At 69.0% G+C, this 23,688-nt stretch carries 23 protein-coding genes; 7 read left to right on the top strand and 16 right to left on the bottom strand.

Annotated features, from left to right (window positions below; translation table 11 throughout):
• Positions 1 to 50: 50 nt before the first annotated feature.
• Positions 51 to 809: a helix-turn-helix domain-containing protein gene (locus tag ACYVF7_RS46875; protein WP_460352571.1), complete on the bottom strand. Its 759-nt coding sequence runs from the start codon at positions 807 to 809 to the stop codon at positions 51 to 53.
• 86 nt (positions 810 to 895) lie between these two features.
• Between ACYVF7_RS46875 and ACYVF7_RS46870 the strand changes: the two genes are divergently transcribed.
• Entirely contained in the window at positions 896 to 1,285 is a 390-nt protein-coding gene (locus tag ACYVF7_RS46870; protein ID WP_460352569.1) for a nuclear transport factor 2 family protein, read from the top strand.
• Positions 1,286 to 1,301: 16 nt separating this feature from the next.
• Here ACYVF7_RS46870 and ACYVF7_RS46865 read toward each other — a convergent pair whose 3' ends face one another.
• Together ACYVF7_RS46865 and ACYVF7_RS46860 are read right to left on the bottom strand one after the other, a co-directional pair.
• Positions 1,302 to 1,511 (bottom strand): Crp/Fnr family transcriptional regulator, encoded by a 210-nt coding sequence (locus ACYVF7_RS46865; protein ID WP_460358492.1) that lies wholly within the window; start codon positions 1,509 to 1,511, stop codon positions 1,302 to 1,304.
• A complete protein-coding gene (locus tag ACYVF7_RS46860) occupies positions 1,421 to 2,005 on the bottom strand; it encodes a Crp/Fnr family transcriptional regulator (protein WP_460352568.1) in 585 nt (194 codons plus the stop codon). The genes ACYVF7_RS46865 and ACYVF7_RS46860 overlap by 91 nt, the downstream gene beginning before the upstream one ends.
• 24 nt (positions 2,006 to 2,029) lie before the next feature.
• Between ACYVF7_RS46860 and ACYVF7_RS46855 the strand changes: the two genes are divergently transcribed.
• On the top strand, positions 2,030 to 2,290 hold the full coding sequence (locus tag ACYVF7_RS46855; RefSeq protein ID WP_460352566.1) for a YciI family protein: 261 nt from the start codon (positions 2,030 to 2,032) through the stop codon (positions 2,288 to 2,290).
• A gap of 75 nt (positions 2,291 to 2,365) precedes the next feature.
• On the opposite strand, the gene ACYVF7_RS46850 is transcribed toward ACYVF7_RS46855, so the two are convergent.
• From ACYVF7_RS46850 to ACYVF7_RS46835, 4 genes are all read right to left on the bottom strand, one after another.
• The gene (locus ACYVF7_RS46850; RefSeq protein ID WP_460352564.1) at positions 2,366 to 3,115 is read right to left on the bottom strand and encodes a PQQ-binding-like beta-propeller repeat protein; all 750 of its coding nucleotides are present in this window, start codon (positions 3,113 to 3,115) and stop codon (positions 2,366 to 2,368) included.
• Positions 3,116 to 3,197: 82 nt separating this feature from the next.
• Positions 3,198 to 3,608 carry a VOC family protein gene (locus ACYVF7_RS46845; protein WP_460352562.1) on the bottom strand — a complete coding sequence of 137 codons (411 nt, stop codon included), beginning with the start codon at positions 3,606 to 3,608 and terminating at the stop codon, positions 3,198 to 3,200.
• A 109-nt stretch (positions 3,609 to 3,717) separates the two neighbouring features.
• Positions 3,718 to 4,353 (bottom strand): hypothetical protein, encoded by a 636-nt coding sequence (locus ACYVF7_RS46840; protein ID WP_460352561.1) that lies wholly within the window; start codon positions 4,351 to 4,353, stop codon positions 3,718 to 3,720.
• A 90-nt stretch (positions 4,354 to 4,443) separates the two neighbouring features.
• On the bottom strand, positions 4,444 to 4,929 hold the full coding sequence (locus ACYVF7_RS46835; protein ID WP_460352559.1) for a DUF4870 domain-containing protein: 486 nt from the start codon (positions 4,927 to 4,929) through the stop codon (positions 4,444 to 4,446).
• 354 nt (positions 4,930 to 5,283) lie between these two features.
• Between ACYVF7_RS46835 and ACYVF7_RS46830 the strand changes: the two genes are divergently transcribed.
• From ACYVF7_RS46830 to ACYVF7_RS46820, 3 genes are all read left to right on the top strand, one after another.
• Entirely contained in the window at positions 5,284 to 6,138 is an 855-nt protein-coding gene (locus ACYVF7_RS46830; RefSeq protein WP_460358489.1) for an oxidoreductase, read from the top strand.
• Positions 6,139 to 6,163: 25 nt separating this feature from the next.
• The gene (locus ACYVF7_RS46825; protein WP_460352557.1) at positions 6,164 to 6,553 is read left to right on the top strand and encodes a bleomycin resistance protein; all 390 of its coding nucleotides are present in this window, start codon (positions 6,164 to 6,166) and stop codon (positions 6,551 to 6,553) included.
• Positions 6,554 to 6,669: 116 nt separating this feature from the next.
• Positions 6,670 to 7,365, top strand: a complete 696-nt coding sequence (locus tag ACYVF7_RS46820; RefSeq protein WP_460352556.1) for a type 1 glutamine amidotransferase — start codon at positions 6,670 to 6,672, stop codon at positions 7,363 to 7,365.
• Here ACYVF7_RS46820 and ACYVF7_RS46815 read toward each other — a convergent pair.
• The 6 genes from ACYVF7_RS46815 to ACYVF7_RS46790 all read right to left on the bottom strand — a co-directional run bounded on the left by ACYVF7_RS46815 (position 7,338) and on the right by ACYVF7_RS46790 (position 13,141).
• The gene (locus ACYVF7_RS46815) at positions 7,338 to 7,790 is read right to left on the bottom strand and encodes a DUF6292 family protein (protein ID WP_460352555.1); all 453 of its coding nucleotides are present in this window, start codon (positions 7,788 to 7,790) and stop codon (positions 7,338 to 7,340) included. The two genes, ACYVF7_RS46820 and ACYVF7_RS46815, sit on opposite strands and share 28 nt — an antisense overlap.
• Before the next feature lie 52 nt (positions 7,791 to 7,842).
• On the bottom strand, positions 7,843 to 9,120 hold the full coding sequence (locus ACYVF7_RS46810; protein WP_460352553.1) for a glycoside hydrolase family 36 protein: 1,278 nt from the start codon (positions 9,118 to 9,120) through the stop codon (positions 7,843 to 7,845).
• Entirely contained in the window at positions 9,101 to 9,919 is an 819-nt protein-coding gene (locus tag ACYVF7_RS46805; protein WP_460352551.1) for a carbohydrate ABC transporter permease, read from the bottom strand. Before ACYVF7_RS46805 ends, ACYVF7_RS46810 begins: the two co-directional genes overlap by 20 nt.
• Positions 9,916 to 10,857: a carbohydrate ABC transporter permease gene (locus ACYVF7_RS46800; protein WP_460352549.1), complete on the bottom strand. Its 942-nt coding sequence runs from the start codon at positions 10,855 to 10,857 to the stop codon at positions 9,916 to 9,918. The genes ACYVF7_RS46805 and ACYVF7_RS46800 overlap by 4 nt, the downstream gene beginning before the upstream one ends.
• Position 10,858: 1 nt before the next feature.
• Positions 10,859 to 12,145 (bottom strand): ABC transporter substrate-binding protein, encoded by a 1,287-nt coding sequence (locus tag ACYVF7_RS46795; protein ID WP_460352548.1) that lies wholly within the window; start codon positions 12,143 to 12,145, stop codon positions 10,859 to 10,861.
• Between the two features lie 234 nt (positions 12,146 to 12,379).
• Positions 12,380 to 13,141, bottom strand: a complete 762-nt coding sequence (locus ACYVF7_RS46790) for an SDR family NAD(P)-dependent oxidoreductase (protein ID WP_460352547.1) — start codon at positions 13,139 to 13,141, stop codon at positions 12,380 to 12,382.
• Positions 13,142 to 13,526: 385 nt separating this feature from the next.
• Here ACYVF7_RS46790 and ACYVF7_RS46785 point away from each other — a divergent pair, with 385 nt between their 5' ends.
• On the top strand, positions 13,527 to 17,663 hold the full coding sequence (locus tag ACYVF7_RS46785) for a beta-galactosidase (protein WP_460352546.1): 4,137 nt from the start codon (positions 13,527 to 13,529) through the stop codon (positions 17,661 to 17,663).
• Between the two features lie 102 nt (positions 17,664 to 17,765).
• On the opposite strand, the gene ACYVF7_RS46780 is transcribed toward ACYVF7_RS46785, so the two are convergent.
• Positions 17,766 to 18,653 (bottom strand): AraC family transcriptional regulator, encoded by an 888-nt coding sequence (locus ACYVF7_RS46780; protein ID WP_460352545.1) that lies wholly within the window; start codon positions 18,651 to 18,653, stop codon positions 17,766 to 17,768.
• A gap of 64 nt (positions 18,654 to 18,717) precedes the next feature.
• On the bottom strand, positions 18,718 to 19,887 hold the full coding sequence (gene mtlA, locus ACYVF7_RS46775; RefSeq protein WP_460352543.1) for a mannitol-specific PTS transporter subunit IIC: 1,170 nt from the start codon (positions 19,885 to 19,887) through the stop codon (positions 18,718 to 18,720).
• A 467-nt stretch (positions 19,888 to 20,354) separates the two neighbouring features.
• Here mtlA and ACYVF7_RS46770 point away from each other — a divergent pair, with 467 nt between their 5' ends.
• On the top strand, positions 20,355 to 22,640 hold the full coding sequence (locus ACYVF7_RS46770; protein ID WP_460352541.1) for an ATP-binding protein: 2,286 nt from the start codon (positions 20,355 to 20,357) through the stop codon (positions 22,638 to 22,640).
• Positions 22,641 to 22,708: 68 nt separating this feature from the next.
• Here the strand turns inward: ACYVF7_RS46770 and ACYVF7_RS46765 are convergent, their stop codons facing one another.
• Positions 22,709 to 23,512, bottom strand: a complete 804-nt coding sequence (locus ACYVF7_RS46765) for a DeoR/GlpR family DNA-binding transcription regulator (RefSeq protein ID WP_460352540.1) — start codon at positions 23,510 to 23,512, stop codon at positions 22,709 to 22,711.
• Positions 23,513 to 23,688: the final 176 nt, after the last annotated feature.

The raw sequence follows: 23,688 nt of genomic DNA, 5'->3' as shown, positions 1-23,688 counted from the left end.
ATCCGACGAAGGAACGTGGACGCCACCGACGAGGACGCCGTACGGCGGATCTACTTCGTGAAGTAGGCGGCGGTCTCCGCGTCCGCGGGGTAGTACGACTCGATCGCGACCTCGTCCAGGGTGATGTCCACCGGAGTGCCGAACGTGGTGATGGTCGAGAACAGCCGCAGTTCTCGTCCGCCGAAGCGAAAGATCATCGAGGTCACGACCTCGGACTCGTCCGGGTGGCTCGCGTCCTCGGCGTCGGGCGCCAGCAGTTTCTCGTAGAGCGCGGTGAGTTCGGCGTCGGGGACGATGGCAAGCTGACGCCGGATGCGGGTACGGAGTACCGCACGCGCCTCGGCCAGATTGACGATCTGAGGAGCGAGCCCGCGCGGGTCCAGTCCCAGCCGCACCATGTTGATCGGCGGCCGCAACAGGTCGGGGGCGACGTCCGCGAAGAACGGGTCGACAGCGCGATTGGTCATCACGATGTTCCATCGGCGATCGAGGACCAGCGCCGGGTACGGCTCGTGCGCGCGGAGCACCCTCTCGACCGCGTCCCATGCCGCCGACATCGCGCCCGCGTCGACCGGCCGCTCGGCGTACCGGGGTGCGAAACCGGCGGCGAGCAACAGCCGGTTGCGCTCACGCAACGGCACGTCGAGCTGATCCGCGAGCCGGAGGACCATGTCGGCGCTCGGGTTGGACTTGCCTGTTTCCACCAGGCTGACGTGACGAGCTGAGACGTCGGCGGCGATCGCGAGATCGAGTTGGCTGATTCGCCGGTGATGCCGCCACTGCCGCAACAGCTCCCCGACCGTGTGCATGACCAGCGATGCTACTCATCGTGGGGTCCTGCGCCATGAAATCCGAGTTCATCGACAACCCTCGCGACGGCGGAAACACTGCCGCAATGACCACAGAGAACAAGAGCACCGTCCAACGGGCGCTGGCGGAACTGGTCGAGACGGGCGACGTCGATGCGCTCGAGGCGTTGCTGAGCGACGACTTCGTCCATCACCGGCCGGATTCCACCTCGTCGACCAAGGCGGAATGGCTCGCCGCCGTACGCTCCGCGCTCATCCCGCTCGCCGAGATGCAGGTCGAGGTCCATCACGTGCTGGCCGACGGTGATCACGTCGTGATGTACTCGCGGCGCCGGCTTCCCGGCGCCGGGCCCGGGATCGCGGTCGTCGATATCTGGCGGTTCGACGATGGGTTGATCGCCGAGGCGTGGGAGATCATCGAGCCGGTGGCCCAGGCGGCCGCCAATCTGGCGTGGTGGGAATTCGCTGATCACTGACCCGGCCAACTAATCGTCAGAGGGGGCGGCCGTGCGCGCGGAGCTCGAGGAGTTCCGGGGCGAGGATGACGATGGTGCGGCGGTGGAGTTCGATCAGTCCGTCGTGCTGCAGCCGGGCCAGGGCGCGATTGATAGTCACGCGGGTGACCCCCAGCAGGTCGGCGAGGGCCTGCTGGCTGCCGGGAAGGCTGACCGGGCGGTCTGGAACGGTGGCCGCCTGGTCCAGCAGCCAGGCCGACAGCCGGGCATCGGTGGCAGCGTGGCCGTCGCCGTCAGGCGCTCCTGCTGCCGCCGCGCGTGCCCGGCGAGAGTGCGCAGCACGTGTGTCCGCACCGAGGACGCGTCGTCGACGAGGGTCAGGAAACGGTCGCGTGGCAGGCTTCGCACGACGCAGGGCATGAGTGCGGTCAGGGTGGCGGTGTGTCCTCCGCCGTCGATCACGGCGATCTTGTCCAGTGCGCAGGGGGCCGTCCAGTCGCCGAAGCGGATGACTCGTCCGGTGGCCGTCGTGGTCGCGGCGGCCACCCGGCCGCGCAACAGCAGTAGGAGGTGACCGGCGGGATCGCCCGCGTTGCGCAGCACCTGCCCGGCCGGCACCGCGCGCGGCGCGGAGTCGTGCCACACCTGCCGCAAGGCCGCGTCCGGGAGCGAGGCCAGCAACGGTACGGCGCTCAGCGACCGCCACTGCTCAGGTGTATCGACCGATACAGACGTGGTCACGCCCACGAACGTACCGTCGGCCGCATGCTGATCGTCGAACTCGCCTTCACCGAGAGCCCCGAACGACTCGCCGCCCGTCCCGCCCACCGCCAGTTCCTGGCCCGCCTGCACGCCGAGGGGCGGCTCATCGCCGCCGGACCGTGGGCGGACGACAGCGGCGCGATGCTGATCTTCGACGTGGACCGCACGGGACTGGACGCGATCATGGACGCCGATCCGTACTACACGACGCCGGGCGTCCGGGTGCACGACGTACGAGAGTGGGTTCTGGCCCGGATTTCGTGATGGTCACGGCCAGCGGTCGTTTCGGGGCGTCCGGACCTCGGGCAAGCCGGGAACGTCCACAGGACTTTGCTCTGCTCACCTCAGGTATGCATCGGACCGTTCCAGGTGTATACCCGGGGTAAGCAGAGCAAACAGCGCAGGGAGGCGGGGTGGCGCGGGCGGGACGGCTGCGGCCGCGCCGGTGCGAAGGTCCAAGGCTAGGAGTCCGCCGTGCGTGCGGTTGGCCTCTCGTCCACCGGACAGGTAGATGAGATCGTCCGGCCCGGCCGCGGGGGCGGTCTGTACCCGCCCGGTCGCGTCCCTGTTCCACCACAGCGGAGTCAGGTCCGGCAGGGCGACCGCCCGTACGCCCCCGTTGAGGCTGATCAGGATGAGGCGGTCGCCGACGACGGAGGGGTACCAGCCTCGCGGCGCCGTCCGCAGGAGCCTTCCCGATCGCAGATCAAGGATGCTGATCTGCCCGTCGGTGGAATCCTCGAAATCCTCCTCGTCTTCGTCGAACTCCTCATCGTCGTCGTACCCGGCGCCGGCGAAGGTGTCGAAGTAGTTGAATTCGCCGCAGACCCCGACGATGACCTCGTCGCGCCAGACGGTGACGACCGTCTTGCAGGTCTCGTCGTCGTCGCGGTCGGGAGAACGCCAACGCCGCTCGCCCGTCACGGCGTCGAGCGCATGGACCCTCCCCAGCGAGTCACCCACGAGCAGGGTGTCCCCGGCGAGAACCGGCGGCGCGAAGACCGGGTGGCCGAGGTCCGCGACCCAGGCGATCTCCGCACCGTCCGGCAGCCCGGTCACCGCGTACGCGCCGCTTCGTCCGTCGGTCATCCGTACCGTCCCCTGAAGTCGTCCGTCCCGCACAAGTGGATCAACGCTAGGGGAGGAGCCGACCGCCCGCCGGGCGAACGCCCTACGCGTTGGACCAGGTGCGGGTGGACAGCACCAGCCGATAGCCGTCCGGGTCCTCGAGAGTCACGCCCCACCTGTCCCAGTACGGATTGTGCGCGGGTACGCGCTTTCCGCCGTGCTGTTCGAGCCGTTCCACCAGGGAGTCGGGCACGGGCTCGCCGAGGTAGATCACCAGCAGGTCCTCGGGAGTCGGCCGCGGATCGATGGGGGCGGCGGGGTCGTGGACGAGTTCCAGGTGCCAGGCGGCGTCGGGCCAGCCGGCCATGAGAAGCGAGTGCTCTCCGGGAGTGCCGTCCGACTCATGCCGGAACAGGACGTCGAGGCCGAGACCCGAGATCCAGAAGCGCTCCGCCGCCCGCAGGTCACGTGACGGGCGGGCGATGCGTACATGAGCCGTGGCGTCAGCCGGCATCGGGATACCTCCTGGTGGGCGCGGGTCCATCGTGAGCCGACGGGGTGGCCCCCAGCCTAGAGAGCCCATGATCATGCGCCCATCGGCCGCTGGTCCTACGACGTTCTGATCAGGCCGGCTCGCCGTCCGCGCGCGGTGCCGGCCGGGCTCCGGTGGCGACGCGCGCACGCAGCGCGGTCACTACCCCGGCGACCGCCGCGCCGGACAGGCCGAGGGCCTCGTCGCCGAGCGTGTCCCGGTAGATGCCGACCGTCTCCGGGGTGCCCATGATGAAGGTGAGGTACTCGGCCAGTTCCCACAGGATCGCGGCGATGGCGCCGAGCCCGGTGACGCACAGCGCGAGCACGAACGCCGGCAGTGCCCGTCCGCGCCGGAGCGTGGCGCCCGCCGCGGCGCCGAGCAGGGCCCAGTTGCCGAAGTGACACGCGTCGTCGAACCAGCTCACGCGGTCGTAGAGGTCGGCGGCGTTGCCCGCGACGTCGATGACGAAGGGGGCGACGAGGAACGCGTCCACGTCCCAGGGGTAGCGGACCGGGCCGCGCAGCCGCCGCCACATCGCCCAGACCGCCGGTACGAGCAGCGCGACGAGGGGGTACGCGATGGCGCGGGTGCCCATGGCCTTGTCGGCGAAGCGGTCCCAGTCGCGATGCGTGAGCGCGAACACCAGCAGCGCGGCCAGCGCCACCTTCGCCGCGATCGAGGAGGCGCGCCAGTATCGATCCGGGCCGGTGCCGATCAGCCTCATGCGGCTCAGTATCGCGTACGGCGCGCCGCAGGCCGGCTGAGCCGGGAGGCGGCCTGCGCCGCGACCACTCGGACCGAGCCGGAGGGCTGATCACCGGATCATGCGCCAGCACAGCCAGACCGGCAGCCGGTACATCTCCTGGCGCTTGGCCTTGATCGCACCGATGATCACGTAGATCAGGTGCACGGCCGCGAGCACGAACACCAGCAAGACCACCAGGGCGAGGACGAGGGCCGGATGGCCAGGGAGGCTGACGAACGCGATGACCGCGCCGCCGATGAGCACGATCATGTAGCTCAGTGCCAGGTTGAGGGCCTGGGCGGCGTGGAATCGGATGAACGGCGACTGGTTCCTGCGGGCGAGATAGACGACGAGCGGTGCGATGAAGCCGAAGGCCGGCTGGCCGACGTAGGCCAGCAGCGACCACATGGCATCGTCATTCAGCCCGACTCCAGGAGGGTAGGCGCCCGGTCCGTACGGCTGCGGGGGAGCACCGTACGGCTGCGGACCCGCAGGGACGAAACCAGGTGATCCCCCAGGGGGTTGTTCGGGCCACGGTTCGCCGGGGTTGGTCATGACACTCCTCCAGGAGGGTGATGGGCTGCGTCGGCCCGGGGAACGGTCGCGCGTGGTCCCCCGGCGGCAGCGGCGAGGGTGCGCCGGTGTCCGCGGTGGACGCGCACAGGGATCGGAGCCCGGACCTCACGGAGGCGACGTTCCGCCCACGGCCGTCGATCGGGCGGCTGAGGGAACTCGGCCATCCGGCGCCTCCTGGGTATGCCTGTGGTCATTGCCGACCAGGCTTCCCGGCGCTCCAGAGCGGGATCTTACCTTTCCAAGATCAACATCGTGCGGCAAATGCCACACCGACCCGGCTCCGTGCCCGGCCCCGGGTTTCACTCCGGCGCTTTAGGGTTGGTGGTCGTGACGATGGAACGGTGGGCGTTGGGCGGCGACCTGAGCGTCGCGAGGATCGGGTACGGCACGATGAAGCTGACCGGCTGGCCGCGGGGCGACCGGCCGGACCGGGCCACGGCCCTGGCCGTGCTGCGCCGGGCCGTGGAGCTCGGGGTGAACCACCTGGACACCTCGAACTACTACGCGCGTGACGGGGTGGCGGCCAACGAGCTGATCCGGGAGGCGCTGTCTCCCTACCCGGACGATCTGGTGATCGTGACCAAGGTGGGCGCGCTGGTCGAGGGCTCCGACATCGCCCTGCCCGCGGCGGAGAAGACCGGGCTCACGCCCGGCAATCTGCGTCGCGGTGTGGAGGCGAACCTGCGGTCGCTCGGCGTGGACCGCCTGGACGTCGTGAACCTGCGGATGGGCGACCTCGACCGCTCCGAGGCCTCCCTGGCCGGGCCCCTGGAGGCGCTGCTCGCGCTGCGCGAGGAGGGCCTGATCCGCCACCTGGGCGTCTCCAACGTCTCCGCCGAAGAGCTCGCGCAGGCCCGCGCGATCGCGCCGATCGCCTGTGTGCAGAACCTCTACAACCTGGCCCAACGCGACGACGATCCCATGGTCGACGCCTGCGCGGAGGCGGGCATCGCGTACGTGCCGTTCTTCCCGGTCGGGGGCTTCCAGCCGATCACGGCCGAGCGCCTGGAGGCCGTCGCCGCCCGGCACGGCGCGACCGTGCCGCAGGTGGCCATCGCCTGGCTGCTGGCCCGGTCGCCGAACATCCTGCCGATCCCCGGCACCGGCTCCCTGACGCACCTGGAGGAGAACATCGCCGCCGCCGCGCTGAAGCTGAGCCCGGAGGACCTCACGGAACTCGGGTGGTGACGAGATGTCGTGTCTGGTTCCGGAATTGATCGTCTCCGACATCGAGGCCAGCCTGGCCTTCTACCGCCTGCTGGGGTTCCAGGTGCGTTACGCACGTCCGGAGGAGCGTTTCGCCTACCTGGAGCGAGGTGGGGCAGAGCTCATGCTGGAGCAGCCATTGAGTCGCGACCGGCTCTACCCCCGTGCGGAGCTTGACCACCCCTATGGGCGGGGCATCAACCTCAGCATCGAGGTGGAGGACGTCGGGCAGATCCATGCCGCTGTGCTGGCCGCCGGCTGCGGGTTGTTCCTGCCGTTGGAAGAGCGTTGGTACGAGCGAGCTGTTGATGCCGTGGGCGTGCGGCAGTTCGCCGTGCAGGATCCGGATGGCTATCTGTTGCGCCTGTCCCAGCATCTCGGGACGCGCCCGCGGTAGGGGCCCCAGTCATGAGTGCGGCAGTGACTTCCTTTCATTCCCGATCCCCGCGCGTCCTCGTCGTCCAGAACGCCGAGCGGAGCGGAATCGGGCGCCTCCGATCGTGGTGGGAAGAGATGGGGCTGCAAGTCATGGTGGTCCCTGGCGTTTCGACCCCCAGCACGCCAGATGGCTTCGACGCGGTCGTGCTGCTGGGAGGCGGCTTTCTGCCTGACGACGACGAACACGCCCCGTGGTTGCCGGTGGAACGCGAGCTCGCCCGGCGTGCGGTAGCCGACGGCGTTCCGCTGCTGGGTATCTGCCTGGGCGCTCAGGTGCTGGCTGTGGCGACCGGAGGTGCGGTGCGCGGCGAGCATGGTCGGCCGGAGCGCGGATCGTGTCCCGTCTCGCTGCGCCGCGAAGCCGAGACCGACCGACTGTTCGCCGGGCTGCCCGGGGAATTCCGCGTCATTCAGAACCATCGAGATCAAATCACCGAGCTCCCGCCCGACGCCGTACGACTCGCCGAGAGTGAAGCCTGTCCGGTGCAGGCCTTCCGCGTAGGAGAGCGGGCCTGGGGCGTGCAGTTCCATCCGGAGGCCGGAGCCGACCGGCTCGACCGTTGGGATGAGGCGGCCCTCGCCGAGTCCGGGTTGGATCTTCGAGCGCTGCGCGCCGAGGCGGAGGAGGCCGAGCCGGAGTCGGCGCGGAACGCGAGACGCCTCGCGGCCAACTTCGGCGGACTTGTGAGGCAGGTGGCTGACGAGTCCAGCGAGGCCGCCCAGCGCTGCGAACGCGCCCGGCCTCAATCGCCGTCTGCGGGCCGAAGATGAGCGGCCAGCGCCGCTTCGAATTCCGGGTCGTGGTCTTCGGCTCTTCGGCGTTTATAGATGGACCTGTCACTGAAGCTCTCGTCAGCGCATAGCGCCTCGACGGTTCGTGCGACCTCCGCCGGTTCGGGGACCAGGTCCATGCCCAGGCCGTAATAGGTGTACGCGAGGCCTCGCACCGCTCCGGGCTCATTCGTGTCGAGCACGGTCCAGCCCTGCTCCTCGTCCCATTCGAGGCCGACCCTGATGGTGTTCTCAAAGCGGCGGTTGTCCCAGAACTGCAAGGGGTCGAGGCTGATCGACATGGCGCGCTTGGACGCGCTCTGCTGGATGCCCAGGTGTCCTTCGACCCAGATGTCGAGCGCTTGCAGTTCGCGGATGACGGCCTCGCCGTAGCCGCGATGATCCGTGCGTTCTGGTCCGGCCATCGGCTCATCATCACAGGAGCGCCGATCAGCGGCGACCGATTTCGGGGACAGGTCAGCGGATGAAAGGCGTGGCCGGGTCGGGGATCTCGGACAGCAGGCGGCGGGTGGTGGACAGGCCCCAGTCGTCGAGGTCGGCGATCCGGTCGGAGGACGCGCGCAGGCCGCCGTACCGCTCCACGACATCGGCCCACTCCTCGCGGCGTTCCACCGCCGGGCGGGCGATCAGGCAGTCCGGGTCGTTCACCCAGAACCGGCCGTGCTGCCACGCCCGTCCGACCGTGGTCGTCGCGGCGGCGCGCTGCGACGGGCGGGACAAGTCCCCGTCCGTCGGCTCGTACGCGGGGTCGACGTCGGGGGAGACGCGCATGGCGTCGACCAGGCCGACGCTCGGCAGGATCGGCGCTCCGCACCCGAGCAGGTACGCCTCCGGGCCCACCGCCTCGCGGATCACGGTCAGGCCGTGCCGGTAGGCCTCGAGGCCGCCGAGCGCCCCCGCGTACACGAAGTCGAGCTTGAAGTAGTCGAAGCCGTACGACCGGAGCGTCCCGAAGATCTCCCGTAGGTGGTCCTCCGCGCGCGAGATGTCGAGTCCTCGCAGGTCCTGGTCCCAGTTGTGGCCGGCGTCGCCGGTCAGCCAGTCCGGGTGCTCCCGGGAGAGGCGGCTGCGCGCGCCGACGAGGAACGGCGCGATCCAGATGCCGGGCCGCCGTCCGGCCTGGCGGATGCGGTCGGCCAGGCGTTCGAGCGAGGAGAACCGGCCGGAGTAGGCGAGCCAGTCGCCGATCTCGGCCTGCCAGCCGTCGTCGATCTGGATGACCTCCACGGGCAGGTCGTGCCTGCCGATGGCGTCGAGGTTCTCCAGGACGTCGTCCTCGGTGACCCCGCCGAAGTAGTGGTACCAGGAGCACCACGCCGTGGGCGCCCGGCGGGGCGCGCCGGCCCCCGCGCGGGCGGTGAAGCCGTCCGCCCACGCGGCGAGCGCCGACTCGATCGGACCCTCGTGGACGGTCTCCTCGATCTCGCCGTCCGCCTCGATGTCCAGAACACCGTCGGCGTACGTCGCCCGGATCGACGGGACCTCCGTACGGCCGTCGGGCCCGGCGTACACCCGGGCGGGGCCGCCGTCGCCCGGGTCGACGGCGAGCAGGCCCTCGCCCTGGAAGCCCCGCTCCGGGCCGGGGCGGCCCGGGCGCCAGCACATCGTCTGCATCGCCGGTGCCGCCGGACGGTGGCTCGTCCCGGTGACGGGGTACGTCGTCGAGGGACTCCAGCTCTGCCAGCCGTGCTCGTACACCCGGCCCTTTTCGGGATCAACCTTTGGTCGCGCCACCGGTGAGACCCTTCACGAAGTGCTTCTGCAGTGCGAGGTAGAAGATCAGCACCGGCAGCGTCGCCAGGAACATCAGGGCGAACACCGTGCCGAAGTCGGCCTGGTACTGCCCGATGGCCCGGTAGATGCCGGTCGTGATCGTGGTGCCCTGGCCCGGTCCGAGGATGACCAGGGGGTCGATGAAGTCGTTCCAGATCCACACGCCGAGGAAGATCAGCACGCTGGCGGTGGCCGGGCGCAGCAGTGGGAAGACGATGCGCCAGAAGATCTGGAACCGTCCCGCGCCGTCCATCGCCGCGGCCTCCTCCAGTTCGACCGGGATCGAGCGGGTGAAGCCGGTGAAGACGAACACCCCGAACGGCACGTAGTAGCCCACGTTGAACAGCACGAGGCCCTGGATCGTCGTCATCAGGTGCGCGAACCGCAGCACCTGCGTGATCGGGATCAGGATGACCTGCGGGGGGATCATCAGGCCGCACAGCAGGAGCAGGGTGAGCCACCGGCCCCACCGGCTCTTGGTGCGGGCCAGGTAGTGCCCGAGCATCGACGACAGCACGGTCAGGATGAGGATCGACAGCGCCGTGACGACGACGCTGTTGGTCAGGCTCACCCAGAACAGCCGGTCCGGGCGGGTCAGCACCGCGGTGATGTTGTGCAGCGTCGGCGGGATCGGCAGCGACGCCGGCGACTTGGCGATCTTCGGGCCGGGCTTGATGACGTTGACGCACACGACGTACAGCGGCACGAAGAAGATCGCCGCGACGGCGGTCGCCACGAGCGGCCGGATCGAGCGCCTCACAGGGACACCTCTCGCTTCTGCAGGATCCGCAGGGCGACCGCGGAGGCGACGGCCACGATGATCAGCATGACGACGGCCATCGCGGAGGCGTAGCCCTGGCGGTTCGCGTTGAAGCCGGTCTGCAGCACGTTGAAGGCGATCGTCGCGGTAGTGCCGGTGCCGGGACCGCCGTTCGTGATCACCTGGATGTGGTCGAAGGCCTTGAATCCGGTGATCAGCATGACGATCGTGTTGATGGTCAGCGCGGGGGCCAGCAGCGGCCAGGTGATCTTCCGGAACCGTTCGACCGGCCCGGCGCCGTCGATCTGCGCGGCCTCGTGCAGCTCCTGCGGAACGCCCTGCAGCCCGGCGAGGTAGACGACCACGCAGAAGCCCAGCATCTGCCAGGACAGGATCGCGCCCACGGAGTACAGCGCGTACGACGGGTCGGACAGCCAGCCCGGCGGATGCCCGATGCCCACACCGCGCAGCGCCTGGTTGATCAGGCCGTCGTCGGCGAGCAGGCGGGTCCAGATGATGCTGACGACGACGGAGCTGAGCACGACGGGCGTGAAGAACACGCTGCGCAGCGCGTTGTAGAACCAGCCCCGGCGGTCGAGCAGCAGGGCCACGCCCAGGCCCAGGACGTTCGGGACGATCACCACGATGAGGGTCAGGATCGTCGTGACCTTCAGCGAGGTGAGGAACTCCGAGTCCGTGAACAGGTCCTTGTAGTTGCTCAGCCCGACGAACCTCGTCTTCGGCCCGAACGGGTTGTAGTTGGTCAGGCTGTACCCGACGCTGACGGCGATCGGCGCGAGCACGAAGCAGACGTAGACCAGCACGCCCGGCGCGCCGAAGGACAGGAAGTGCCACACACGCGGCCAGACCGGCCGCCGGCGGCGGGGGGCCGCCGGCGAGCCGGTCCGCGTGGGCGGACGCGCCACTTCGACCGCCACGTCAGGAGGCCTTCTGCCATTCGGAATCGAGGAACTTTCCGACCTCGGCCGCGCTCTTCTGGCCCGTCACCAGGTCGCCCATCGACGTGCTCCACTTGTCCGAGACGCCGGGCAGCATGCCGTCGTCGCCGGCCTCGAAGCCGAACGCCGGGACCACCGCGTTCTGGGACTCGGCCTGCTTGAACATGTCGTAGCCGGTCCTGAAGACGGGCCCGGAGTTCGCCGGCGGGGTGTACCCCTTGATCGCCGGGAAGAGGCCGTCGTTCTTGGTCGAGGCGTCGAGGTTGGTCTTGTCGAGCTGGTACGCGAGCGCGAACTTCTTGGCCGCGTCCAGGTTCTTGGAGTGCGCGTTGACCAGCAGGCCGCCGCCGGTGAAGGTCGGGACGACGAGCTTGCCGTCGTCGGACGGCCAGAAGAACTGCCCGATGTCGAAGGAGGGCTTGGTCTTCGGGTCGTCGGCCGCCGCGGCGAACCAGTTGCCCATCGCGTACATCGCGCCCTTGCCGGCCAGGAAGGCCGACTGGGTCGCGGCGTAGTCCTGCGACAGCATCCGCTTGTCGATGTAGCCCTTGGACGCGAGGTCGGCGAGCTTGCCGGCGGCCTTCACGTAGTCCGGGTCGGCGAACTTCACCTTGCCCGCGCGGCGGTCGTGCATCCAGTTCGGGTTCTTGGCGTACAGGTCCGTGCCGAGGATGCCGGCGAACGTCGGGCCGAGCGCGTCGTGGATGTCCTTGCCGCCGCCGACCACGAACGGCGTGATGCCCTTGGCCTTGAGCTTCTGCGCGTCGGTCATCATCTCGCCGTACGTCTTCGGCGGGGTGGCGATGCCGGCCTTGGCGAACAGGCCCTTGTTGAAGTAGACGACCGGGATCGTCTGGCTGTTGGCCGGGAGCTGGTAGATCTTGCCGTTCACCGCGCCGTTGTTCGGGTAGGTGAAGTCCTTCAGCTCGTTCGGCTGCCAGGCGTACAGGTTGCCGGACTCGGCGAACCCGGCCGGCGAGACGGCGATCATCACGTCGGGGAGCTGCCCGGAGGTGAGCAGCTGCTTCGCGTACGCGGTGCGGTCCTGCGTCGGCGAGACCAGCTTCTTCACCGAGATGTCGGGGTACTTGTCGGTGATCCGCTTGATCGCCGCGTCCCAGACCTGCGGGGTCTGGTTCGGCGTCTCGAACACCAGGAACGTGATCTGCTTCTTGCCCTTGCCTCCGCTGCCGCCGGAGTCGTCCTTGACCGAGCATCCGGTGAGGGCGAGCACGGCCGCCGCCCCCAGAGCGATGATCCTCTTCACTGCGTCACCCTTCTCCCGCCAGGACGGCGAAAAGGGCCAAGACATCCGACCTCTAGCCCTACTTCGCCCAAAAAGGCTCGCCGTATCCACGACTTGACACCTATTGGTAGGACCACTTCCTACTTGGGGCAGAGGTCACTGTCAAGGGTCATTGGAAAGGTTCCTGCTAAATGTCGTGGTCGTGCGTGCCCCAGTCCTGCGCCCGGATATCCGGGGGGTCCGGGTCGGCGCAGGTCAGACCTGCTGGGTGGGGCGTACGAGAAGTTCGGCGACGGCCACGTGGCGGGGTCGGGTGACGATGTAGCCGACGGTGTCGGCGATGTCCTGGCTCTGCAGCCGCTCGATATCGCCCAGGGCGGAGGTGATCTGTTGCTGGACGACGTCGGGGTTGTGGGTGCGCAGTTCGGTGTCGACGCTGCCCGGCTCGATGACGGACACGCGGACGTGCTGGGACGCGAGTTCCTGGCGGAGTGCCTCGCTGAAGGCGCCGACGCCGAACTTGGTGGCGGAGTACACGGCGAACATGGCGAAGGCGCCGCGGCCGGCGAGTGAGCCGATGTTGACGATGTCGGCGACCTGGCGGGGCTGCTGGGCGGCTGCCTTGATCAGGTGGGGGACGGCCGCGTGGGAGGTGTACATCAGGCCCATGAGGTTGATGTCGATCATGCGCCGCCAGTCGTTCAGGTCCGCGCCGGGGACGGGGCCGAGCAGCATGAGACCGGCGTTGTTGACCAGGGTGTCCAGGCGGCCCAGGCCCTCGACGGTCCGCTCGACCGCTTCTGCGGCGGCCTGGGCGTTGGTGATGTCGGCGGGCACGACCAGGGCCTGCCCGCCGACGGTGGAGATCTCCGCGGCCAGGTCGGTGAGCCGGTCCTCGCGCCGTCCGACCAGGGCCACGGAGGCGCCCTCGCGGGCGAGCTCCAATGCGGTGGCGTGGCCGATGCCACTGGAGGCTCCGGTGACCAGGGCGACGGTTCCCTCAAGACGAGCAGTCATGGTTCAAGCCTTTCGATGAACGGCCACGCTGCTGCGGGCCGCCCATCACTCAACCAGCGTGACCTGCGAAAGCGTTAGAACGATCCTCGCTGGTGCTTGCACGATCCTCGCGCGAAGAGTGCGGTCACCACGAAACCAACATTTTTCAACGCCAATGGCGTCGGATTGGTCGCCTGTCTTGCGTGGTGGGCATTCGCGAGGTCGAACGAACCGCATCCCTGGCGCTTACGGTCCAGGACGTGATGCGGCTGATCGTCCACAATCGATCGCGAAACGGCACATACCGCCCCTTGACGCCGTCTTTTCGCAGGCAGCACACTGCACACACGAAACAGCGCGTTTACACAGCTTTAAACGCGTCCCGCTGGTAAGCGAGGCCCCGAACATGCTCCCTGGCATCCTCCGACTCCTGGCCCGCTCGCGCGCGGCCATGGCCGCGATCCTGACCCTGACGTTGCTCGGAGCGGGCGCCGGCACCGTTTCGGTGGCGAACGCCGCGCCCTTCTCGGCGGCGGCCCCCGCCTCCGCCGCCGGGACGGCGCACTCGGTGACGTACGACGGCTACTCGTTCAAGATCGACGGGAAGCGCACGTACCTATGGTCCGCCGAGTTCCACTACTTCCGCCTGCCCAACCAGGACCTATGGCGGGACGTGTTCCAGAAGGTGAAGGCGGCCGGCTTCAACGCCGTCTCGCTCTATTTCGACTGGGGCTACCACTCGCCGGCACCGGGCGTCTATGACTTCACCGGGGTGCGCGACGTGGACAAGCTGCTCGACATCGCCGACCAGGTAGGCCTGTACGTCATCGCCCGGCCCGGCCCGTACATCAACGCCGAGGTCGACGGTGGCGGCTTCCCCGGCTGGCTGTCCACCAAGGCCGGCAACACCCGCAGCGACAACGCCGATTACCTCAAGTACTCCGACGAGTGGCAGTCCAAGATCGACGCGATCCTGGCCCGCCACCAGCTCACCACGGGCACCGGACCGGTGATCGAGTACCAGGTGGAGAACGAGTACTACAACGGCAGCGGGGCCGGCCGGGCGTACATGAAGCACCTGGAGAACCAGGCGACGGCCGACGGCATCAAGGTCCCGCTGGTCGGCAACAACAACGGCACGTTCAACGCCGGTACCGCCGCGCTCGACGTGGACGGCATGGACTCCTACCCGCAGGGCTTCAACTGCAGCAACCCGAGCCGCTGGAACGGCGTACCGGACATCAGCGGCGGCAAGGCCGGCGGCAAGCCGCTGGAGACGGCGGAGTTCCAGGGCGGCGCCTTCGACCCGTGGGGCGGCCCCGGGTACGACAAGTGCGCGCAGCTCATCAATGACCAGTTCGCCGACGTGTTCTACAAGCAGAACATCGCGGTCGGCGCGACCTCGCAGAGCTTCTACATGACCTACGGCGGCACCAACTGGGGCTGGCTGGGCATGCCGCAGAACTACACCTCCTACGACTACGGCGCCGCGATCCGCGAGACCCGCCAGCTCGACCCCAAGTACGACCAGGACAAACTCATCGGGTACTTCACCCAGGCGGCGGCGCCGCTGACCAAGACCGACGCGATCCCGGTGACCGATCCGGACAACTCGCGGATCGTCGACACCGCGCGGAAGAACCCGGACACCGGCACGCAGTTCCACGTGCTGCGGCACTCCGACTCCACGTCGACGTCGAAGGACACCACGCACATCTCGCTCGACTTCAACGCCAAGCCGGTGACCGACCAGGCCTACACCTACGATGACAACGACGCGGCCCTGAAGTACTCCGGATCCTGGTCGCACGTGGCCGACCAGAGCTACACCGGAGGCGACTACAAGCACACCGAGTCGTTCTCCAAGACGGCCGGCGACTCGCTGACCGTGCCGTTCACCGGCACCGCCGTCCGCTGGATCGGATCGCAGACCGACAACCACGGGTACGCCGACGTCTACCTGGACGGCGTTCTGCAGGGCACGGTCGACGACTCCGGCAGCGCGAACCAGGCGGTGCTGTTCCAGAAGAGCGGCCTGACCGACGGCCCGCACACGCTCAAGATCGTGGTGGACGGCCGGCACGGCTCCGGCTCGACCGACGACTACGTCGCGATCGACGCCATCGATCTGACCGTGCCCACGAACCAGCCCGCGACCTACCCGACCGTGCCGCAACAACCCGGCACCGGCATCGCGCTCGACGGCCGCGAGTCGAAGATCATCGTGGCGGACTACGACCTCGGCGGCAACCAGCTGCGGTACTCGACGTCCGAGCTGATGACCAACGCGACGATCGGCGGCCACGACGTCGCCGTGCTCTACGGCGACGCCGGCACCGCGGGCGAGACGGTGCTGCGGTACGCCTCGAAGCCGACCGTCACGTCCACCGGCGGCGACGTCACCGAAACGTGGGATCCCGCCACCGGCGACCTGCGGCTGAACTACACGCACAAGGGCCTGGCCCGGGTGCGGATCACCGGCGGCGGCCACCCGCTGCAACTGCTGCTGGCGGACACGGCCACGGCGAAGACGTTCTGGCGGCAGGACACCGCGTCCGGTCCGGTCCTCGTGCGCGGCACGCACCTGGTGCGCACCGCCACGACCAGCGGCTCGACGGTCGAATTGACCGGTGACGTGGACACCGACGGCTCGATCGAGGTGTGGAGCGACGCGTCGAAGATCACTTGGAACGGCTCTGCCGTGACCACCACGGCATCCGGCGACGGCAGCCTGGTCGGGAAGGTGCCGACCGCCGCCCCGATCGAGCTGCCGGCACTCACCAACTGGGTGCACACCCAGGAGTCGCCGGAGGCGCAGCCCAGGTTCGACGACTCGACCTGGGCGGTGGCCGACAAGATGACGACGAACAGCATCACCACCCCCGGCACGCTGCCGGTGCTGTTCGCCGACGACTACGGCTTCCACACCGGCAGCACCTGGTACCGCGGCCGCTTCACCGGCACCGGCAAGGAGACCGGGATCTCGTTGTCCACGCAGAGCGGCGGCGGCGCGGCCGCATCATCGGTCTGGCTGAACGGCGTCTTCCTCGGCAGCTCCACCTCCGACGGCACCAGGACGTACACGCTCCCGGCCGGGTCGGTGCACGCCGGCCCCGACAACCTGATCTCGGTCCTCACCGTGAACATGGGCCATGAGGAGGACTACAACGAGTCCAGCGGCAACAAGGCGGCCCGCGGGCTGACCGGCGCCAGGCTGGTCGGGTCCCCGAACACGATCACCTGGAAACTGCAGGGCGCCCGGGGCGGCGAATCACCACTGGACACCGTGCGCGGGCCACTCAGCGTCGGCGGCCTCTACGGCGAGCGCGCCGGCTGGTACCTGCCGGGCTACTCGACCGGCACCTGGCAGCCGGTGACGCTGCCGGCCACCGACAAGACGCCGGGCGTCTCCTGGTACGCCACCAACGTGACGCTGCAACTGCCGCCCGGCCAGGACACGTCGCTGGGCCTGACCATCAGCGACAACCCGTCCCGCAAGTACCGCGCGGAGATCTTCGTCAACGGCTGGGACATGGGCAATTACGTGAACTACCTCGGCCCACAGCACAGTTTCCCGATCCCGAACGGGGTGCTGAACCCGCACGGCACGAACGACATCAAGATCGCCGTGTGGAACCTGGACGGCTCCACCGGCGGCCTGGGCACAGTGGCGCTGACCGACTACGGCAGCCACGCGTCCCCGCTGACGGTCACCCAGAACACCAGCCCGCGGTACAACGGGGCCGAGTACCAGATGCCGCAGCCGCCCATCTCCTCCGTGAACCTGCAGGTTCCCGGCACGGTGACCGCGGGGACCGCGTTCACCGCGACGGAGACGGTGAGCGTCAACGGCGGCACGGCGGAGAACGTGACCCCGGCGCTGAGGCTGCCCGACGGCTGGACGGCCGGCGCTCCGACGCCCACGTCCGCCGGAAGGCTGGAAAGCGGGCAGTCGGCCACCTTCACGTTCACCATCACCCCACCCGCGACCATCGAAAAACCAGCCCCGATCACGGCCACCGCGAGCATGACCCAGCAGGGCAGTCGGCGGACGTTCAGCGACGAGCGGATCGTCGGCCCGATACCGCCGGTGCCGCCGGCCGGTCAGGACAAGGTCAGCGACCTGCCCTGGTTGTCGTCGACCAACGGCTGGGGCCCGGTCGAGCGGGACACCAGCGTCGGCGAGCAGGCCGCCGGTGACGGCAACCCGATCACCATCAACGGCACGGTGTACGCCAAGGGACTCGGCACCAACGCCGTCAGTGACGTCGCTGTCTACCTCGGCGGCACGTGCAGCAGGTTCACCGCGACCGTCGGCATGGACGACGAGAAAGGCGACAACGGAACCGTCACGTTCAGCGTGGTGCTCGACGGCAAGACGCTGATCACCACGCCCACGGTCACCGGCTCGACACCGGCCATCTCGATCGACGTCCCGGTCACCGGTGGCCAGGTGGTCGACCTGATCGTCGGGGACACCGGCGACGGCAACGGCAACGACCACGGCGACTGGGCGAACCCCGTGCTCACCTGCTCCGGCTGACCCGTCCGACGGCACGCGCGTCGGCTCCGCTCCATACCAGGAGCGGAGCCGACGCGGCGTGGGCGGAGATGAGAGGGACGCCGGCGAGGGCCGCGGGGCGCGTCACGGGCGAGATCGCGATGCGAATTGAATCGCGTCCTGGCTGGGGGACGCGCCGAAGAGCCGGCGGTACTCCCGGCTGAACTGGGACGGGCTGTCGTATCCCACGAGGTACGCGATATGCGTGACGTCTTTCGGATTTGCCGCTAGGAGAAGCCGGGCCTCATGGAGTCTGATCTTTTTCTGGTACTGGATGGGAGTCGTCCGGGTGACGGCCTGGAAGTTCCGGTAGAAGGCGGAGGTGCTCATCCCGATCAGCGCTGCCAGGTCTTCCACCTGAAACGGCTCTCGATAGTTCTCCCGGATCCACTGCACCGCTTTGGCGATAGGGGAGAGCTTGCCGTCGGTGAGACCGATCTGGCGAACCGTCGCGCCGTGCTCGCTGGTGATCAGGCGCCAGAGGATCTCACGTTTGAAGAGGGGGGCGAGCATGTCCCTGTCGCGCGGCTGGTCGAGCAGGCGCAGCAGTCGCACGGCGGCGTCGAGCAGCTCCCCGGACGCGGTGCTGAAGGCGACGGCGGGTGGCGTGGTGTCGTCGTTCCGCGGAAAGGTGCCGGGAGCGGTCTGCAACATCACCTCGGCGACCTCCGAGGACTCCAGGAGCAGGCACAGGCCCAACACCGGCCGCTCCGGGGTGGCATCGCTGAAGCGGCACTTGAGGGGCATGGCGATGGATGAGACCAGGTACTGCCCGGCACGGAAGTCGTACACGTGCTCGTCATGCGCGAGACGTTTGGCGCCCTGGGCGATCAGCGACATGCGCGTTCCGGCCAAGGACACCGGCGGCGGCGAGTCCGACTCCTCGCGGCCGATCAGCAGATTCTCGATGGCGGTCGTTCCGTCGGCCCGGGCGTGACGGGCCATCAGAGCGCAGAGTGCGTCCAGCGGCATAAAACGATTGAAACATCGCGGCCAAGGATCACGGCCATCGCATTCATGCCTCCGGCGCCATCGGTCATTCGCCGGTGATATGCCGCGGTGTCCGGCGCTCGGTTCCCGGGATCTGAAACGCCCCCTCGGTGGCACCCGCCTGCCGACCCGACGGGCGCGTGGTGGATCGCCGGGGAGGTCCGATTCGGGCGAACCGGCCGAAGCCCAGCAGCATCGAGCCGACCACGAAGGAGACCGCCGCGGCGATGAACACGCCGGCGAAGACGCCGGACCAGCCGCCCTTCGGGGTCTCGGCCGCATAAGCGAGGACGCTGCCGGGCGAAGGCACGGACACCAGTCCCGCGCCGGTGATCATGAAGGTGCCGATGCCCGCGGCGCCGCCGGCGATGGAGGCGAGGATGAGGCGGGGCTTCATCAGGACGTAGGGGAAGTAGATCTCGTGGATGCCGCCGAGGAACTGGATGACGATCGCGGCGGGCACGCTCGGCCGCAGCGCCTTCGGGCCGAAGAACAGGTAGGCCAGCAGGACGCCCAGGCCTGGGCCGGGGTTGGATTCGAGCATGAAGAGGATCGACTTGCCGTGGTTGACGGCCTCGGCGACGCCGAGCGGTCCGAGCACGCCGTGGTTGACGGCGTTGTTGAGGAACAGGACCTTGGCGGGTTCGATCAGCACTGAGGCGAATGGCAGCAGGTGATGGTGGATCAGCCACTCGACGCCGTGGCCCGCCGCGGTGGTGACCTGGCGGACGATGGGGGCGACGCCCCAGACGCCGAAGACGGCCAGGGCGCCGCCGATGATGCCGGCGGTGAAGTTGTCCACCAGCATCTCGAAGCCGGACTTGGTCCGGTCGGCGGTGAATTCGTCGACCTTCTTCAGCACGTATGCCGCGAGTGGGCCGAGGATCATCGCGCCGAGGAACATCGGGATCTTGGCCCCGACGACGACGCCGACGGTGGCGACCGCGCCGACGACCGCACCGCGCTGGCCGTGGACCATCCGGCCGCCGGTGTAGCCGATGAGCACCGGCAGCAGCAGGGTGATGATCGGGTCGACGAGGGCGGCGAACTGCTTGTCCGGCAGCCAGCCGGTCGGGATGAACAGGGCGGTGATCAGGCCCCAGGCGATGAAGGCCCCGATGTTGGGCATCACCATCCCGGCCAGGTAGCCGCCCAGACGCTGGATATGGGCCTTGACCCCGGTTCCGGTGACGGCGGGGGTGTACGCAGTGGCCATGACGGCCTCCGGGTGCTTCAAAATCCGGTTAACAAGAAATCGCCCGAGGGCTCCGATCATCTCGAAGATACTCGGCTCGGGTCGGCTCTCAAGCGCGGGGGAGCAGTGTCCGACCTGGTCGGATGGCATCCCGTCCCGGTCCACGGACCATCGCGGCGGGGCGGCTAAGCCGCAGGTAACGGATTCCTCAAGACACGGTGCTGATCGGCCCTAATCGTGGCTGATCAGTTGACCGAATATCACACGATCGGGCGTAATGTACCTATAAACGGAAATCAATCAGACAGATACCAACGTGAGTGGCGTGGACGTTCTCCCCGCCGAAGATCGCTCTGCTCGGCTCCCGGGCACGCAGGCCCTGGATCGCATTGGGAGGCCCTCATGAGCCCCGGCCGTACGAGGTGGCGGGATTGATGACCGAGCGCTGTGGCCCAGCCGTCTCGCGACCGGGTGCGGTCACGAGGAGCGTGTCGGAGGGGAATCTGCCGGCCGAGGTGACCAGCTTCATCGGCCGCCGGCACGAGCTGGCAGAAGGGAAGCGGTTGCTGTCCGTCAGCCGGTTGGTGACGTTCGTCGGCGTCGGCGGTGTGGGAAAGACCCGGCTGGCACTGCGGGTGGCCGCCGGGGTTCGGCGAGCGTTTCCCGACGGGGTGTGGCTGGTCGACCTCGCCTCGGCGGGACGCGGGACATCGCCTGCCTGGGCGGTGGCCGATGCCCTCGGCTGCCAGGGCCGTCCGGAACCGGTGCTCCTGGCGCAGCAGCTGAAAGATCGGCGGCTGCTGCTGGTCCTGGACAACTGCGAGCACCTGCATCCGGAGTGCGTGGACCTGGTCGGCCACCTCCTGCGGTTCGCTCCCGGCCTGCGGGTACTGGCGACCAGCCGGCAGGTCCTCGGCGCCGATGGGGAGCACGTCCTGCAGATCCGGCCGCTGCCGGTCCCGGACCAGGCCGACGTCTCGCCGGCGGACGCCGTCGAGCGCTACGAGGTGGTGCGGCTGTTCGCCGAGCGGGCGGCGGCCGTCGTTTCGGGCTTCACCATCGCCGCCGAGGAATTCCCGGCCGTCGTCCTGCTGTGCCGGCGGCTGGACGGAATTCCGCTGGCCATCGAGCTCGCGGCTCAGCGCATGAGAGCGCTGTCTGTCGAGCAGTTGCTGGATCGGCTGGACGACCCGTTCCGGCTGCTCCGCAGTGAGGGCCTTGCCGTCGCGCCCCGTCAGCGGACGCTGCGGGCGCTGGTCGACTGGAGCCATGATCTGTGTTCGCCCGCGGAGCGCACCCTGTGGGCACGGCTGTCGGTGTTCGCCGACGGATGTGACCTGGAGGCCGCCGAGCGGGTGTGTTCGGGTGCGGATCTACCGGAGGAGACCATCCTGGAGGCGATAGTGGGGCTGGTCGGGAAGTCGATCCTGTACCGAGACGCACGCGGCGGGAACGTACGGTACCGGCTGCTGAAGACGATGCGGCAGTACGGACGCGAACGCCTCGCCGAATCCGGGCAGCAGCACGCGGTGCGACGGCGGCACCGCGACTGGTGCGCCGAGACGGCGGCACTCGCGGAGACCGAATGGTTCGGCAAGCGCCAGCTGACGTGGCTCGGCCGGATCCGGCAGGAGCAGGCCGACATACACGCCGCGCTGGAGTTCTGCCTGAGCGAGCCGGGCGAGGCATCGGCCGCCTCGCCCATCGCCGCCGCGGTCTGGAGCACTCCGCTGTCCTGGGGCTCCCTCAGCGAGGGGCGCCGCTGGCTGGATCGGGTTCTCACACAGGAAAGCGGCCCGAGCGCCACGCGCGCGAAGGCGCTGTGGGCGCGAGCGTGCATCCTGCTCCTGCACGGCGATCACGCCGAGGCCGAGCCACTCTTGCAGGAGTCCGGCGCGCTGGCCGAGCGACTCGGAGACCGCGCCGAGATTGCCAGCACGATTCATACGAAGGGCCTGGCCGCACTCCTGGAGAACGACCTGCCACGCGCGTGCGCGCTGCTGGAGAGTGCGCTGGCCGGCCATCGCGCGACCGGCGACCGGGGGCGGTCCTGGACCGCGCTCTTCCACCTGGCGGTCGCCGCCGTGCTGATGGGCGAGGACCGTTCGAGGAGCCTGTCCAACGAATGCCTGGCGATGTGCGAGGACGACGACGCACGCTGGTCGCAGTCGTACGCCCTGTGGCTCTGCGGCCTCGACCGGTGGCGGCGCGGTCACGCGCAGGAGGCCGCGGCGCTGATCCGCAAGGGGCTGCGGTCGAGGGCGGCCGATGACGATCACTTGGCCGGCGCCCACTGCGTCGAGGTCCTCGCCTGGATCGCGGCGGACGAGGCGCGGCACACACGCGCCGCCGAACTGCTGGGCGCCGCCCGCGCCCTCTGGCGGTCGGCCGGGGTTCCGATCCCCGGCTACCTTTCGGAGGCTCACGACGGATACGAGCAACGGCTTCAGCGGACCTGCGGCGACGAGAAGTTCTCCGTCGCGTACACCCGGGGGGCGAACCGTCCCCACGAACACGTCTTCGCCCACGCCCTGGATGAAGCCGCGGCACCGCACGCCGACGCCATGGACCCCGATGCCGGAATCTTCGCCACGCTCACCCGCCGGGAGCGCGAGGTCGCCGAGCTGATCGCACAGGGCATGAGCAACAAAGAGATCGCGGGCAAGCTGGTCATCGCCCAGCGCACCGCCGAGGGCCACGTCGAACGCATCCTGCGCAAGCTGGACTTCACTTCCAGGACCCAGATCGCCAGCGCCTGGACGGCCCAGCGGTGACCGCGGTGGTCGGACGCCTTCGACGTGGAGATCCGCGAGGCATCAGCCGATGAACGGCGACCGCCCGCTCACCCAGCGTCCTCCCCGTCCCGTACGGACCCGGCGTCGACGACGACCAGCTCGCCGACCGTCTCGGAAAGGTCCTTGCGGGCGTCGTCGCCGATGCCGGAGTCGGTGATGAGCACGTCGGCGTCGGCCAGCCGGGCGATCGTGCTCAGGCCCACCGTGCCCCACTTGGTGTGATCGGCGAGGACGGCCAGGCGGCGCGCCGACCCGACCATCGCACGGTCGGTCTCGGCCTCCATGAGGTTCGGCGTCGTGAACCCGGCGCGGATGCTCATGCCGTGCACGCCCAGCAGCAGCAGGTCGACGTTGAGAGAGCGGATGGCGTTGACCGCCACGGGGCCGACGAGCGCGTCCGACGGGGTACGGATGCCGCCGGTGAGCACGATCGTCTGGTCCCCGCGGGCGGCGCGGTAGAACACGTCGGCGATCTGTACCGAGTTGGTGACCACGGTGAGGTCCGGCACGTCGGTCAGGTGGCGGGCGAGCGTCCACGTGGTGGTGCCGGCGGACACGGCGATCGCCGTGCCGGGCCGAACGAGCTGGGCGGCGCGCAGCGCGATGGCCTCCTTCTCCTGACGCTGGCGCACCGACTTGGCGGCGAAGCCGGGCTCCTCGGTGGAGGCGGTGCCGACCGTGGTCGCGCCGCCGTGGACCTTCGTCACGAGCCCGCGCTCGGACAGGACCTCGAGGTCGCGGCGGATCGTCATGTCGGAGACGCCGAACTCGCGGACGAGGTCGGCGACGCGGACGCCGCCGCGCCGCTGGACCAGCTCAAGGATCGCCTGCTGCCGCTGCTGGGCGAGCATCGTCCCCCCTTCGCGCCTCGGCCACGGAGGCAGCGTCCCGCCTGAATCGACAGATGTCAACACCACTCAACACGTTATCGAATCGAGTCTTGTTGGTTCCTGTTGGCAATGATACGAAGCAATCACTTGGTGACTCAGCAGCAACTCGGGGGCAACCGGATCAGACCAGCACCGGA

The sequence above is a fragment of the Actinoallomurus acanthiterrae genome (assembly GCF_054775715.1).
This window is presented reverse-complemented; position numbering and strand designations above follow the sequence as displayed.